14 protein-coding genes are annotated in these 15,047 nt (G+C 64.1%); 10 read left to right on the plus strand and 4 right to left on the minus strand.

The window, feature by feature from the left end; genetic code table 11:
* Positions 1-175: 175 nt before the first annotated feature.
* The 5 genes from FNJ84_RS10745 (at position 176) to FNJ84_RS10765 (ending at position 4,559) form a co-directional block, all read left to right on the plus strand.
* Positions 176-790: a uracil-DNA glycosylase family protein gene (locus tag FNJ84_RS10745; protein WP_143793132.1), complete on the plus strand. Its 615-nt coding sequence runs from the start codon at positions 176-178 to the stop codon at positions 788-790.
* Positions 791-853: 63 nt separating this feature from the next.
* Positions 854-1,600, plus strand: coding sequence for an SseB family protein (locus tag FNJ84_RS10750; protein WP_143793133.1), 747 nt, complete (start codon positions 854-856; stop codon positions 1,598-1,600).
* Positions 1,601-1,639: 39 nt separating this feature from the next.
* Positions 1,640-2,332 (plus strand): phosphatidylcholine/phosphatidylserine synthase, encoded by a 693-nt coding sequence (locus FNJ84_RS10755; protein ID WP_143793134.1) that lies wholly within the window; start codon positions 1,640-1,642, stop codon positions 2,330-2,332.
* A 54-nt stretch (positions 2,333-2,386) separates the two neighbouring features.
* Entirely contained in the window at positions 2,387-3,874 is a 1,488-nt protein-coding gene (locus FNJ84_RS10760) for an ABC transporter substrate-binding protein (RefSeq protein WP_143793135.1), read from the plus strand.
* Between the two features lie 25 nt (positions 3,875-3,899).
* The gene (locus tag FNJ84_RS10765) at positions 3,900-4,559 is read left to right on the plus strand and encodes a YcxB family protein (RefSeq protein WP_143793136.1); all 660 of its coding nucleotides are present in this window, start codon (positions 3,900-3,902) and stop codon (positions 4,557-4,559) included.
* A gap of 46 nt (positions 4,560-4,605) precedes the next feature.
* On the opposite strand, the gene FNJ84_RS22360 is transcribed toward FNJ84_RS10765, so the two are convergent.
* From FNJ84_RS22360 to FNJ84_RS10780, 4 genes are all read right to left on the minus strand, one after another.
* A complete protein-coding gene (locus FNJ84_RS22360; protein ID WP_255471167.1) occupies positions 4,606-4,728 on the minus strand; it encodes a hypothetical protein in 123 nt (40 codons plus the stop codon).
* Positions 4,729-4,835: 107 nt separating this feature from the next.
* The gene (gene fucP, locus FNJ84_RS10770; RefSeq protein WP_143793137.1) at positions 4,836-6,128 is read right to left on the minus strand and encodes an L-fucose:H+ symporter permease; all 1,293 of its coding nucleotides are present in this window, start codon (positions 6,126-6,128) and stop codon (positions 4,836-4,838) included.
* Between the two features lie 210 nt (positions 6,129-6,338).
* Positions 6,339-7,835, minus strand: coding sequence for a sodium:alanine symporter family protein (locus FNJ84_RS10775; RefSeq protein ID WP_143793494.1), 1,497 nt, complete (start codon positions 7,833-7,835; stop codon positions 6,339-6,341).
* 92 nt (positions 7,836-7,927) lie between these two features.
* The gene (locus FNJ84_RS10780) at positions 7,928-8,362 is read right to left on the minus strand and encodes a universal stress protein (protein WP_143793138.1); all 435 of its coding nucleotides are present in this window, start codon (positions 8,360-8,362) and stop codon (positions 7,928-7,930) included.
* Positions 8,363-8,784: 422 nt separating this feature from the next.
* Here FNJ84_RS10780 and FNJ84_RS10785 point away from each other — a divergent pair, with 422 nt between their 5' ends.
* From FNJ84_RS10785 to mrdA, 5 genes are all read left to right on the plus strand, one after another.
* Positions 8,785-10,347, plus strand: a complete 1,563-nt coding sequence (locus FNJ84_RS10785; protein WP_143793139.1) for a 2-isopropylmalate synthase — start codon at positions 8,785-8,787, stop codon at positions 10,345-10,347.
* A gap of 199 nt (positions 10,348-10,546) precedes the next feature.
* Positions 10,547-11,581 (plus strand): rod shape-determining protein, encoded by a 1,035-nt coding sequence (locus FNJ84_RS10790; protein WP_143793140.1) that lies wholly within the window; start codon positions 10,547-10,549, stop codon positions 11,579-11,581.
* A gap of 22 nt (positions 11,582-11,603) precedes the next feature.
* Complete coding sequence (mreC, locus tag FNJ84_RS10795) at positions 11,604-12,542, plus strand: rod shape-determining protein MreC (RefSeq protein ID WP_143793141.1); 939 nt, start codon at positions 11,604-11,606, stop codon at positions 12,540-12,542.
* A complete protein-coding gene (locus tag FNJ84_RS10800) occupies positions 12,535-13,071 on the plus strand; it encodes a rod shape-determining protein MreD (protein ID WP_143793142.1) in 537 nt (178 codons plus the stop codon). The genes mreC and FNJ84_RS10800 overlap by 8 nt, the downstream gene beginning before the upstream one ends.
* A gap of 18 nt (positions 13,072-13,089) precedes the next feature.
* The gene (mrdA, locus tag FNJ84_RS10805) at positions 13,090-15,039 is read left to right on the plus strand and encodes a penicillin-binding protein 2 (protein ID WP_143793143.1); all 1,950 of its coding nucleotides are present in this window, start codon (positions 13,090-13,092) and stop codon (positions 15,037-15,039) included.
* The last annotated feature ends 8 nt before the right edge of the window (positions 15,040-15,047 follow it).

Raw genomic sequence — 15,047 nt, forward strand, 5'->3', positions numbered from 1 at the left:
GTCCGTTCCGTCCTTGAATCCCGTTAAGGGGGCCGTTCACGCCTATCGCCCGGCGGCAGCTTGCCGGAACATAGGTCTGTGCCCCCTCGCTGTCCAGTTTTGACCCGCAGTTGCTTAGAAATCGTTACTTTGCGGCACTGAAATTGCCGAAAGATCGAATATATAGCCCGCTGACATGAATGATCTTGTGAAGGAAATCGCGGACTGCCGGCTATGCGCCACAAGGTTCGCCGCCACCAGAACGGCCCATGCGCCGCGCCCGGTGGTCTGGTTCCGGCCGCAGGCCCGGCTGCTGATTGTCGGGCAGGCGCCGGGGCTGCGCGTGCATGAAAGCGGCCGGCCCTTCACGGACCGTTCGGGCGAGCGGCTGCGCGAATGGATGGGCGTGGACGAGGCGACATTCTATGACCGCGACCGGGTCGCCATCGTGCCCATGGCCTTCTGCTTTCCGGGCTATGACGCCAAGGGTGCCGATCTGCCGCCGCCCCCGCTGTGTGCCGCTACCTGGCGCGACCGGGTGATGGCGCTGCTGAAGCCGCGGCTGACGCTGCTGGTGGGCGGGCATGCCCATCGCTGGCATCTGGGCGCAGCGGCGGCTGGCGGTGTGACCGCAACGGTGGCGGATTGGCGGGCCCATGGGCCGGGGGTCTTTCCTCTGCCGCATCCAAGCTGGCGCAATACCGGCTGGCTGAAGCGCAATCCCTGGTTCCAGGACCAGCTTCTACCCGAATTGCGGGGCGCGGTGGCTGCCGAACTGGCCGCATCGGGTGGCGCGGCGGGGGGCGGCTGACCGGCTTGCCCTTTGCCTCGTTGCGCATTACCCCGATTGCGCCACGCCACAGGGGACGCTGCCATGACCGCGCTGGATGATCTTGCCACCACGCCTTTTCACCAGGCCGAGCCGCCGGCGCGGGCGCGGATCCTGTCCAGGCTGGCCGATACCCGGCTAAGCGTCGCGCTGACGGCCGAGCCTGTCGGTGATGACATCGAATTGCGCATGTTCCCGTTGGAGGGCGGTCAGGTGGCTCTGGCCTGCGATACCGATGAACGATTGGCCGATTTTCTGAACGCGCCGACGCCCTATGCGGCGATGCCGGGTCGCGTGCTGGCGGGGCTGATGGCCGATGCGGGGGCGGGGCTGCTGATCAATCCGGGCCACCCGTCCGAGATGCTGCTGGATGCCGACCTGCTGGGCTGGCTGCGCCACGCGCTGGATGCCGCGCCGCAGGCCGAAATGGCGCGGCTGGCCCTGCGGGCACCTGCGGCCGCGACCCTGGCGGCACTGGCCGGTCCGCTGGCGGAACGGCTGGCTGATCTGCGCGGGCTGATCTCGGGCGCGGCGCTTGCTGGCGTGGCAGGCGGTGCCGCAGGACCCGACAGCCATCTGCTGCTGGTCGCGGGGGCCCCGGCCGAGGACCAGCCCGCCATCGCCAAGGCCCTGGCCGAGACGCTGGCCTTCCTGCCCGAGCAGCCGGGCGGCGTGGATGTCAGTTTTTCGGACGCGCCGCCGCCGGAATCGGCGCTGCGCTTTGATCTGGCCCCGCAGGATAGGCCTGCCACCCGCCCGGCACGTCCGAAAGGCCCGCCGATCCTGCGCTGATCGGTTGCCAGCCCCGCTGCAACCTGCGAAAAGACGCGGATGACCGCACGCACCAAGGCCCTTTCCGTCCATCTGCTGACCGCCACCGGCGTCATTTTCTCGATGCTCGCGGTTCTTGCCGCGGTCGAGGGGGACTGGTCGGAAATGTTCCTGTGGTTGCTGGTCGCCTTTGTGGTCGATGGCATCGACGGCCCGCTTGCGCGGCGCTTTGACGTCAAGACCCATTGGCCCAGCTATGACGGGGTGATGATGGATCTCATCATCGACTACCTGACCTATGTGTTCATTCCCGCCTTTGCGCTGTTCAAGTCGGGGCTGCTTTCGGGCTGGACGGGGTGGTTCCTCAGCTTTGTCATCGTTTACGGCAGCGTGATATATTTTGCCGATACGCGCATGAAAACAAGGGATAATTCATTCGCGGGCTTTCCGGCGTGCTGGAACATGGTGGTGCTGGTTCTGTTCGCGATAAAGCCGCATTGGACCATCATCGCCTTCGTCGTGATCACGTTGGCCGCGGCGATGTTCACCAATATCAAATTCATCCACCCGGTTCGCACCGAACGCTGGCGGGCGATTTCACTGCCCATGGCCGTGGCCTGGATGCTGTTCGGCCTGTGGGCGATCGCGGTGGATTTCCATCCGTCAAGCTGGGCGGTCTGGGGTCTGGTGATCACATCGGTCTGGCTGCTGGTCGCGGGGGCGGTGCAGCAGTTGATCCCCGAAAGGGCTTGAACGAGACTGCGGGCGCGGCCAAAGATCGCTGAAAACCGGAACCGGGGGCGCATCATGTTCGGCACTATCGTCAAGCGGCTTGAAAATTCGGCGGCGGTCGTGGCGCTGACGACGGGAATGGCCCTGGCCGCGCCGCCCGATGCGATCACCTTGGGCATGGTGCTGGAGCCGCCAAACCTTGACCCGACCGGCGGCGCTGCGGCCGCCATCGACGAGGTTGTTTACGCCAATCTGTTCGAGGGGCTGACCCGCTTTGGCCCCGATGGCAGCGTGCTGCCGGCGCTGGCGGCCAGTTGGGATGTGGAACAGGACGGCAAGGTCTATGTCTTTCACCTGAATCCGGGGGTGAAGTTCCACGATGGCGCCGATTTCACCGCCGAGGATGTGGTCTTTTCGCTGGATCGCGCGCGGGCGGCGGATTCGGTGAATGCGCAGAAGGTCCTGTTCGAGGGCATCGACAGCGTTCAGGCCGTCGATCCCCAGACCGTGCGTGTGACGCTGAACGCGCCGGATGGGAATTTCCCCTTCAAGATGGCCTGGGGCGATGCGGTCATGGTCGACCCGGCCAGCGCGGCCGATCTGGCCACCAAACCCGTGGGCACCGGCCCTTTCCAATTCGCGGAATGGGTTCAGGGCGACCGGATCGTGCTGAGCGCCTTTGACGGCTATTGGGGCGCCAGGCCGGCGCTGAAAACCGCGACATTCCGCATCATCGCCGACCCGACCGCTGCCTTTGCCGCGATGATGGCTGGCGATGTGGATGCCTTTCCGAACTATCCTGCGCCGGAAACGCTGGCCCAGTTGCAGGCCGATCCGCGTTTCAAGGTGATCGTCGGCACGACCGAAGGCGAAACCATCCTGGCGATGAACAATGCCCTGCCGCAGCTAAGCGACGTCAGGGTGCGTCAGGCCATCGCCCATGCGATCAACCGGCAGGATCTGATCGACGGCGCGATGTTCGGCTTTGGCACGCCCATCGGCAGCCATTTCGCACCCCACCACCCCGATTACGTGGATGAGACCGGCAAATCCGCCTATGACCCAGAGGCGGCAAAGGCGCTGCTGGCCGAGGCCGGCGTCAGCGACCTGACCCTGCGGCTGGCCCTGCCGCCGCCGCCCTATGCCCGGCGCGGCGGCGAGATCGTGGCGGCGCAACTGGCGGCAGTCGGGATCAAGACGCAAATCACCAATATGGAATGGGCGCAATGGCTGGAAACGGTGTTCAAGGGCGGTGATTTCGATCTGACCATCATCAGCCATACCGAGCCGATGGACATAGATATCTATGCCCGGCCCGATTACTATTTCCACTATGCCCGGCCCGAATTCGTCGCGCTGATGGACCGGCTGAAGGCCGCCATCGACCCGGCAGAGCGCAGCGACCTGCTGAAACAGGCGCAGGACATGATCGCAGACGACCAAGTCAACGCCTTCCTGTTCCAACTGGCCAAGACTGGCGTGGCCGATGCCCGGATCGAGGGGCTGTGGGAAAACGCGCCGACCCAGGCCAATGACCTGACCGCGGTTCATTGGACAGAGTGACGTCATCGCGGCAGATCGCCTGCGCATGAGCGGGCCAGAGCATCAGCCCGGCCGGGTGCCGCTGGTGGCGCAATCGGCGCGCGAACGCGATTTTCGCCGGGAATTTGCGCTGAATCTGGACGATCACCTGTCGGTGGCCTTCCGCTCGCCCCAGCTTCTGCCGGCGGCGCCGGCGCTGTGGGTGGCGGGGGCCATCGGGTTGTTCCTGGCTTTGTGGCTTCATTTCCCGAGTTTTCAGGCAGGGCAGACGGGCCGTTTTCTGCTGCTCGGCGCGGCAACGGTGGCGGGGTTCGTGCTGGCCGGGGCCTTGCTGCTGCGACCGTTGCGCTGGGTGCTGCGCGGCCATCTGGGCCGGCGGCTCAGGCGTTTGGGCGTGATCGACAGCGTGATCTCGGCCACGGTCAACCGCAACGGGGTGCATTTCTCGGCCGGTGGTCAGACGCTGAGCGTGAATTGGCAGGGGATTCATGCGCTGGAAGAGGATGACCGTGCCTTTTACTTCTGGCTGTCGCCGCTTGACGCCCATCCCTGGCCGGCACGGCTGTTTGCGGATCAGACGGAACGGCAAGAGTTTCGCGAAACCGTCCAGAACTGGGCGGGGCGCCGCTTTGTCTCGCCCCCGGTTCTTGCGCGCATGGGACGGGCCGGACGCGAAAGGCAGCTTAGCCCCGAAAGCTGGTTGTGATCTGCACCGGCCCGCGCAATGGTCGGCGCGGGCGGATGCTGCATCGTCAGCGCGCGTTCAGCGCGGCGATTTCATGGGGCAACTGGCCCATCCACCAGCTGCGGCGGGTTTGGCTGCCGCGCAGCCGGTTGGTGAAACGCCCGCCATAGATTGCGAAATATCCAAGCATCAGTCTTCTCCTGTCAGCCTTGTGGCTGTGAGTCAAAGATTGATGCTGCACCGCAGAAACGCAAGGGTTCCGGGCGAAAACCCGGTTTGCGCGCGGTGCAAGCCTGGTTATGCGGCGTGCGCATGCCCGCGCAGCCCGGATCGCAGGTCAAAGACGCCATAGGCTGCGACCACCAGAAAGCAGATGGCCGGCACGATATAGGAAAACGCCGCGCCGCGCGCATCCATGACCGCGCCATGAACCAGCGGCATCAGCGCCCCGCCCAGGATCGCCATGACCAGACCCGCCGCGCCGAATTTGGTATCTTCGCCAAGCCCGTGCAGGGCGATGCCATAGATCGTCGGGAACATCAGCGACAGGCTGGCCGAGATCATGACAATGGCCCAGACCCCTGACATGCCCGGATTGGCCATGGCATAGAAGCACAACGCCGTCCCGCTGAGCGCCATCAGCGCCAGCAGCGCCGCAGGCCGGACAAAGCCCATCAGCCAGACCATGACAAAGCGCGAGACCAGAAACACCAGCAGACTGGCTTGCAGATACCAGCCAGCACCGGCCTCGTCGCCGCCGATGGCCTCGATCACGTATTGGATGGTGAAGGTCCAGACGCAGGTTTGCGCCGCCACGTTGAAAAATTGCGCCACCACGCCGAACGTATAGTGCCGATTGGCCAGCAGCCGACCCAGAGTGGCGCCGAAATGCACCTCGCGCGGGCCGCTGGCGCTGGCTTCGCGTTCGGTCGGCATCCGGGTAAAGAAGATTGCCGCCCAGATCGCCAGCAGCACGAAGGCAAATCCGACATAGGGGGTCATCACGGCCGCCAGTTCCTCGGACTGGATGGCACGCAGCGTTTCGGGTGGCATCGCGGCCCGCTGGTCGGGCGTGGCGGGGTTCAGGCGCGGCAGGATCAGCGTGGCGGCCAGAAAGACGCCGATATTCGTGCCGACCGGGTTGAAAGCCTGGGCAAAGTTCAGCCGCCGGGTGGCGTTTTCCTCGGGGCCCATGGCGATGATAAATGGGTTGGCCGATGTCTCAAGGATCGACAACCCGCCCGCCAGCGTGAACAGCGCCAGCAGGAAAAAGCCAAAGGTCATGGATTGCGCGGCAGGGTAGAACAGGAAGGCCCCACCGATGGCGCATCCCAGGCCGACCAGCACGCCCGTCTTGTAGGAATAGCGGCGATTGATGAAGGCCGCGGGCAGCGCCAGGCAGAAATAGGCGCCGTAATACGCGAATTGCACGAAGGACGCCTGAAGCGTGCTCATCGAGAAGATCTTGGAAAACACCTTGACCAGCGGATCGGTCATGTTCGCGGCAATGCCCCAGGCCGCGAAACAGATGACGATCAGGATGAACGGAATGCGCATGTCGTCATAGACGAATTTGCGGTCAGCAGCCATTGACTCCCCCACCAGTTGAACGACTTCACGGATTTCAACCTTGCCACAGCTTTCCGCCGAATGCGCGCGGAAATACCATTGCCGGGTAATTGGTTCTGGATCCGGCGCAAAGCGCGGAACCGGAACGGAAAAACCCGGCCGCAAGGCGATGCGGCCGGGTCGGATGTCGATCGGTTGGCGGCCCCGGTCAGGCCGGGGCGGGCCGCCCGATCAGGCGAACTTTCGGATCTCGCCCGATTTCAACCGCGAGAGGTAGCTGTTCATCTCGCGCTTGACGACCGGCATCAGCAGGTACAGCGCGATGATATTGACCACCGCCATGGCAAAGATCGCGGCATCCGAAAAGTCGATGACCGGCCCAAGACTGGCCGCCGCGCCGATCCAGGTGAAGATGCAGAAGATGACCTTGAAGATGATCTCTTTCGTCTGCCCCTCGCCGAACAGGAAGGTCCAGGCTTTCAGGCCGTAATAGCTCCACGAGATCATGGTCGAGAAGGCGAACATGATCACCGCGATGGCCAGGACATAGCGGAACCAGCCAAAGGCGCTGCTGAACGCGGCCGAGGTCAGCGCCACGCCGGAACTGCCGTCGAGGGTTTTCACCTGCGTGCCGGCCTCGTTCAGGATGAACATCCCGGTATTGGGATCGGTGACCAGCTGGCCGGTGATGATGATCACCAGGGCGGTCATGGTGCAGATGACCACCGTGTCGATAAAGGGTTCCAGCAACGAGACAAAGCCCTCGGTGATGGGTTCCTTGGTGCGCACGGCGGAATGGGCGATGGCTGCCGAGCCAACGCCGGCCTCGTTCGAAAAGGCCGCGCGGCGGAAACCCTGGATCAGCGCCCCGATGGCCCCGCCGACGGCGCCATCCCAGGTGAATGCGCCACGGAAGATCTGGCCGAAGGCGGTGCCGATCATGTCATAATTCATCAGGATGATGACCAGCGCCGTGCCGCAGTAAAGGATGCCCATGAAGGGCACGACTTTTTCGGTCACGCGGGCGATGGATTTCAGCCCGCCGATGATGACCGCAAAGACGACGCCGGCAAAGACCAGCCCGGTGATCCAGCCCGGATAGTCTCCGAACACATTGGCCAGCTGCGCATGGGCCTGGTTCGACTGGAACATGTTCCCGCCGCCAAGCGAACCGAGGATGCAGAAGATGGCGAACAGCACGGCCAGGATCTTGCCGCCCTTCAGCCCGCGCTCGGCAAAGCCCTTGGTCATGTAATACATCGGCCCGCCCGAGACGGTGCCATCGGCATATTCATTGCGGTATTTCACGCCCAGGGTGCATTCGGTGAATTTCGACGCCATGCCCAGAAGGCCGGCGAGGATCATCCAGAAGGTCGCACCCGGCCCGCCCACGCTGACGGCAACGGCGACGCCCGCGATATTGCCCAGACCGACCGTGCCCGACAGCGCCGTGGCCAGCGCCTGGAAATGGCTGACCTCGCCCGCGTCATTTGGATCCGAGTAATCGCCCCGGACCAGCGCGATGGAATGGGGAAAGGCGCGGAACTGGATAAAGCCGAAATAGATGGTGAAGACGGTCGCCGCCACCACCAGCCAGGCCACGATCCAGGGAAAGCTTGTGCCGGGGAAGTTCGAGAAGATCAGGCTGACGAACCAGCCGGTCGAATTGGCGAATACCGTGTTGATCGTCTCGTCCAGCGTCGATGCGCCGGCCGAACGCGCCATCATCAGCGCCGCAACCACAGAAGTCGCCACTGCGGGCAGGGTGGTCTTTCGAATGTCGTTCCGTGTCATGTCAGTCGTCCTTTCTGCTGCTGGGCTCAGGGCACGATGGTGACGGGGCAGGGCGCCACTTGCGCCAATGTGCCCGCGACCGATCCGAACAGGCGCGAGGCCATGTTCGAATGACCCTGACGACCGATGACCAGCTGTGCGGCATCGTTATCGGTGGCGATCTTGCAAAGGGTTTCGGCGATATGGCCGTATTTCAGCACGGTCTGGACCGTCAGCCCGCCGGTATCAAGCGCCGCGACTGCCGGTGCCAGCAGCGCCTGTTCCGCGCGCTGCAATTCTTCCGTGCGGCGCTTGTGGCGTTCTTCCACCTCGGTTGGCGTCAGAAAAGAGTAAGGCGACCATTCCAGCACATGCGCCACGACCAGCGTGGCGTTGATGGCCTTTGCCCGTTCGGCGGCAAAACCAAGCGCCCGTTTCGCGCTGTCGCTGCCGTCATAGCCGACGACGATTTTCTCGGTCATTTTTTCCCTCTTTCGTTGCTCCGCCCGGTTGGAATCCGGCCTTATGTGAATGTATCGTAACAATCTTACTGTAACACGACTTAGTGAATTGCCCAGCTTTGGTTCGGTTCGGCCCGCATTGACCGTCATCGCCGACCGTTTGTGACAGCCGGGCGAATGCCGGCTCGCACCCGGCCTATGGCGGCATGGCGCGATTTTTCGCTTTTCAATCCGGCCCGCTGCGGCCATAGTTCGCGTCATGACACGGACGCGACACATCGCCTCGGCCCCCAACGCGCATTCCCGCGCGCCTTTGGCCGTGCACCTCCGCGGTCTGCTGCTGCTTACGCTGCGCTGAGCGGGTCCTGCCGGGCCGCCGCTCTAGCAGGTCAAGCGCCCGGCCCATCCCCGAACAGCCCGCTGAAAGCCAAGGAAGCACAGCAATGACCGATCCGAATTACGTCAAGATCTTCGACACCACCCTGCGCGATGGCGAGCAATCGCCCGGCGCGACCATGTCCCATGCCGAAAAGCTGGAAATCGCGGCCATGCTGGACGAAATGGGCGTGGACATCATCGAGGCCGGCTTTCCCATCGCGTCCGAGGGCGATTTCGCTGCGGTGTCCGAGATCGCAAAGAACGCCAGAAACAGCGTCATCTGCGGCCTTGCCCGCGCGCAATTCCCCGATATCGACCGCTGCTGGGAGGCGGTGAAACATGCCCGCCAGCCGCGCATTCATACCTTCATCGGCACCTCGCCGCTGCATCGGGCCATTCCCAATCTGGACATGGACCAGATGGCCGAACGGATCGAGCAGACCGTGACCCATGCCCGCAACCTGTGCGACGATGTGCAATGGTCGCCCATGGATGCCACGCGGACCGAACATGATTATCTGTGCCGTGTCGTTGAAATCGCCATCAAATGCGGCGCCTCCACGATCAACATCCCCGATACGGTGGGTTACACCGCGCCCCGCGAAAGCGCCGATCTGATCCGCATGCTGCTGGAACGGGTGCCGGGTGCCGATACCATCACCTTCTCGACCCATTGCCACAATGATCTGGGCATGGCGACGGCCAACAGCCTTGCCGCAGTCGAGGGTGGTGCGCGTCAGATCGAGTGCACCATCAACGGGCTGGGCGAACGCGCCGGCAATACCGCGCTGGAGGAAGTTGTGATGGCGCTGCGCGTCCGCAACGACATCATGCCCTTCAAGACCCGCATCGACACGACCAAGATCATGGGCCTGTCGCGTCGTGTCTCGGCGGTGTCGGGTTTCGTGGTGCAGCCGAACAAGGCGGTGGTGGGCAAGAACGCCTTTCTGCATGAAAGCGGCATCCATCAGGATGGCGTGCTGAAAAACGTCGAGACATTCGAAATCATGAAGCCCGCCGACATTGGCCTGAACGAGGCCAATATCGCCATGGGCAAGCATTCGGGCCGCGCCGCGCTGCGCGCCAAGCTGAAGGATCTGGGCTATGAGGTCGGTGACAACCAGCTGAAGGACGTGTTCGTCCGCTTCAAGTCGCTTGCCGACCGCAAGAAAGAAGTCTTTGACGAGGATCTGGTCGCGCTGATGCAGGACAGCAGCGCCAATACCGGCGAGGATCATCTTCAGGTCAAGCATCTGCGCGTGATCTGTGGCAGCGACGGCCAATCGGCCGATCTGACCATGGTGGTGGATGGCGAGGAAAAGACTGTTCACGCCACCGGCGACGGCCCGGTCGATGCCTGTTTCAACGCCGTGAAGCAGATCTTCCCGCATCAGGCGCGTTTGCAGCTGTATCAGGTTCATGCCGTGACCGAGGGCACCGATGCCCAGGCCACTGTCAGCGTGCGGATGGAGGAAGACGGTCGCATCGTCAACGGCCAGTCCGCCGATACCGATACGATCCTTGCCTCGGTCAAGGCCTATGTGGGCGCGCTGAACCACCTGATCGTGCGGCGCGAACAGGTCGGCAAAGACGGCGATTCCAAACAGATCAGCATGTATTCGCACTGATCTGGCCGGTCCTGGCGGGTGGCGGGCCAGTGACGGCGCGTGAAACCCGCCAATGCCGGTTCCGTCCCCCGAAACGGGGCTTTCGCCGGCGGCCATCGCCTTTTATATGTGGCCAATCTTGGGCCGGGGGTCGATTCCCGGCCTTCGAGCGTTGCAAACGAGGCAGAGGCCGGGTCAACCGGCGCGAAAGGATACGGGCATGGCATTCGGCGGGCTGTTTTCGACCGACATCGCGATTGATCTGGGGACGGCGAACACGCTGATCTATGTCAAGGGCAAGGGCATCATCCTGAATGAGCCCTCGGTCGTCGCCTATCACGTCAAGGATGGCAAGAAGCAGGTTCTTGCCGTGGGCGAGGATGCGAAACTGATGCTGGGCCGCACGCCGGGCAGCATCGAGGCCATCCGCCCCATGCGCGAAGGCGTCATTGCCGATTTCGACAGCGCCGAGGAAATGATCAAGCATTTCATCAAGAAGGTGTTCAAACGCACCACCTTCTCGAAGCCGAAGATCATCGTTTGCGTGCCCCATGGTGCAACGCCGGTTGAAAAGCGCGCGATCCGCCAGTCGGTTCTGTCGGCTGGTGCCCGCAAGGCAGGGCTGATCGCGGAACCCATCGCGGCGGCCATTGGTGCTGGCATGCCCATCACCGAGCCCACCGGCAGCATGGTCGTCGATATCGGCGGCGGCACCACCGAGGTTGCGGTTCTGTCGCTTGGCGATGTGGTTTATGCCCGGTCCGTCCGCATCGGCGGCGACCGCATGGACGAGGCGATCATCAACCACCTGCGCCGCAACCAGAACCTGCTGATCGGTGACTCGACCGCTGAACGCATCAAGACCAGCATCGGCACCGCCCGCATGCCCGATGACGGGCGCGGCGCCACGCTGATGGTGCGTGGTCGCGATCTGTTGAACGGCATCCCCAAGGAAATCGAGATCAGTCAGGCCATGGTCGCCGAGGCGCTGGCCGAACCGGTTCAGGCCATTTGCGAGGCCGTGATGGTCGCGCTGGAAGCCACGCCCCCCGATCTGGCCGCCGATATCGTCGATCGCGGCGTGATCCTGACCGGCGGCGGCGCCATGCTGGGCGAGCTGGATCTGGCGCTGCGCGAGCAGACCGGCCTGTCGATCAGCCTTGCCGACCAGCCGATGAGCTGCGTGGCCCTGGGCACCGGCAAGGCGCTGGAATATGAAAAGCAGCTGCGTCACGTGATAGACTACGACAGCTGATACGCCCGCGCGGAGGCCCTGAATGGCGCGCAAGGGATATGACTTTGCCACACCTGTCCGGCGCGTGCTGATCGCGTTGCTGGCGCTGTTGTTGATTGCGATGTTCCTGTTCTGGCGCATTGACAGCCCGCGTGCCGAACGCATGCGCACGCAGATGATCGACCGTTTCGTTCCCAGCTTCGAATGGGCGCTGGCGCCGGTCACCAAGGTCACTCAGATGATTGCGGGGTTTCAGTCCTATGCGCGTCTTTACGAGCAGAATCAGGAACTTCGCCGCGAGTTGCAGAAAATGTCGGCCTGGAAAGAGGCCGCCGTGCAGCTGGAACAGGAAAATGCAAAGCTGCTGTCGCAGAACAATGTCCGCATCGACCCGGCGCTGACATCGGTATCCGGTGTGGTGATGGCCGATAGCGGCACCGCCTTTCGCCAGTCGGTGCTGCTGAATGTGGGGCAGCGCGACGGCATCGTCGATGGCTGGGCCACGATGGACGGGCTGGGCCTGGTAGGACGGATTTCCGGTGTCGGGCGCCAGACCAGCCGGGTGGTGCTGCTGACCGACCCATCCTCGCGCGTGCCGGTGACGATTCAGCCCTCGGGGCGGCGGGCGTTGCTGACCGGCGACAACACCCCGCTGCCGGTTCTGGATTTCCTTGAAGGGATCGAGAATGTCCGCCCCAGTGACCGGGTGGTGACCTCGGGCGATGGCGGGGTTTTCCCCTCGGGGTTGCTGGTGGGCCAGGTGGTCGAGGGCAATGACGGCCGGCTGCGCCTGCGTATGGCCGCCGATTATGACCGGCTGGAATTTTTGCGCGTGCTTCGCTCGCACCCGGCCGAGGCGCTGGCCGACGAGGGCGCGCTGATCCCGGCGGGGGATGCCGGCTTCATCGGCCCGGTCATGCCCGACAGCCCGGCCGATGCCGATGCGACCCTGGGCACCATCGGGGCCGCGGCGGATGGTTGATGCCCCCACGCGCGAGGTGCTTGTCAGCTCGGCCCTGTTCACGGCCTGCTTTATGGGCATCCTGTTTCTGCGCATCCTGCCGCTGAACAGCGGCTTTACCGGCTGGCCCGGCCCTGATCTTGGGCTTTGCCTGACATTCGCCTGGGTGCTGCGCCGGCCCGACCGTCTGCCCGCGCCGCTGATCGGGGTGCTTTACCTGCTGGAAGACATCATGCTGTATCGCCCCATCGGGTTGTGGGCGGCGTTCGTGCTGACCGGGTCCGAGGCCGCACGCCTGCGTGAGGTCCGTTGGCGCGACCAGCCTTTCATGGTTGAATGGCTGCGCGTGGCGCTGCTGATCGGGCTGATGATGCTGGGCTATCGGGTCGTGCAGGTTCTGTTTCTGCTGCCGGTTCCGGCCTTGGGGCAGGTGATCTTGCAGTATATCGCGACGATCGCCGCCTATCCGCCGGTGGTTGGCGTCGCGCGTTGGCTGATCGGCCTGCGTCGGGTCACCCCGGCCGAGGCCGATATGATAAGATACAGATAGGGGCCGGGGTCCGACCGAATGCGCAAATCACCTGCGGAAATTCTGGAAAGCTACAAGCTGATCGGCCGGCGCGGGCTGATGCTGGGTGGCATCCAGCTGGCCGTTGTCGCCACGCTGGGGCTGCGGCTGCGCAGCATGCAGCTGGACCATGCCGATGAATACCGGCTGCTCAGCGATGGCAACTCGATCAAAATCCGGCTGATCCCGCCGGCGCGCGGGCTGATCCACGACCGTAACGGGCTGATCGTGGCGGGCAACGAACAGAATTACCGCGTTACACTGACCCGCGAAGATGCGGGCGGCGACGTGGCGACCGTGCTGCGCCGCCTGTCGCGGCTGATCCCGATGACGCCCGAGCGGATCGAGGAATTGCTGACCGAGTTCGGCAAGCGCAGCGCCATCACCCCCATCGTCCTGGCAGACCGGCTCAGCTGGGAACAGTTTTCGTCCATCGCCGTCAATGCGCCCTCGCTGCCCGGCGTCACGCCCGAGGCGGGGCTGTCACGCATCTATCCCCGCGCCGGCGATCTGTCGCATGTGATGGGCTATGTCGGCCCGGTTTCCGACTATGACCTGTCCAAGATCGAAAACCCTGATCCGGTGCTGATGCTGCCCGAATTTCAGCTGGGCAAGGTCGGCATCGAAACCAAGATGGAAGATGTTCTGCGTGGCAAGGCAGGCAGTCGCCGGGTCGAGGTCAACAGCGCCGGCCGCGAGATGCGCGAACTGGGCCGGCAAGAGGGGCAGCAGGGCGCCACGGTGCAGCTGACCATCGACGCGCAATTGCAGAACTATGCCGCCCAACGCCTTGGCGAGGAAAGCGCCGCCGCCGTGGTCATGGACGTGCAGACCGGCGATATCCTTGCGATCTCATCCTCGCCGGTTTTCGACCCCAACAAATTCGTGCGCGGCATCTCTGGTCCCGAATATCGGGCGCTGATGGAACATGATCACCGGCCGTTGGCCGACAAGACGGTGCAGGGCGTCTATCCGCCCGGCTCGACCTTCAAGATGGTCACGCTTCTGGCGGGGCTGGATGCGGGCGTCATCAACGGCAGTTCCGGCTATTACTGCTCCGGTTTTTTGGAACTTGGCACGCGCAAGTTCCACTGCTGGCGTCGTGGCGGGCATGGCCATGTGGGCGTGGTGGCCAGCCTGGAACAAAGCTGCGACGTTTTCTATTACGAACTGGCACAGCGCGTCGGCATCGACCGCATCGCCGCGATGGCCCGCAAGCTGGGCATCGGCGTGCGCCACGATCTGCCGATGTCGGCGGTGGCCGAAGGCATCGCGCCCGATCGCGCGTGGAAACGTGCGCGCTATGATCAGGAATGGCGCGTCGGCGACAGCCTGAACTCGTCGATCGGGCAGGGCTATGTGCTGGCCTCGCCCTTGCAGCTGGCGGTGATGACCGCGCGGGTGGCCACCGGCCGCAACGTTAAGCCGCGTCTGATCCGCGCCATCGACGGCGTTCCCCAACCCATCGCCGAGGCCGAGGATCTGGGCCTGGCCGAGGCGCATCTGGCGCTGGCCCGGCGCGGGATGGAGGCAGTGATGAACAGCAATCGCGGCACTGCCATGCGCTCGCGGATCATCACGCCGGAATGGCACATGGCCGGCAAGACCGGCACCAGCCAGGTGCGCAACATCACCGCCGCCGAACGCGCCCGAGGCGTCATGCGCAACGATCAATTGCCCTGGAACCGGCGCGATCACGCGCTGTTCGTCTGCTATGCCCCCTATGAGAAGCCGCGTTATGCGGTGTCATTGGTGGTGGAACATGGCGGCGGCGGCTCTGCCGTGGCGGCGCCCATCGCCCGCGACATCCTGCTGTTCGCATTGGCAGGCGGGTTGCCGCCGCTATCGGCCATCCCCGACGGTGAACGCGCCGCGATGCAGGCCCGGCATGACGCAATGACGCTGTATCGCCCCGATGCCAAGCCGTCGCCGGGCAGCTCTCGGGCATAGGGCGGGCG

This window comes from Paracoccus sp. M683, from assembly GCF_007096355.1.
Taxonomy (GTDB): domain Bacteria; phylum Pseudomonadota; class Alphaproteobacteria; order Rhodobacterales; family Rhodobacteraceae; genus Paracoccus.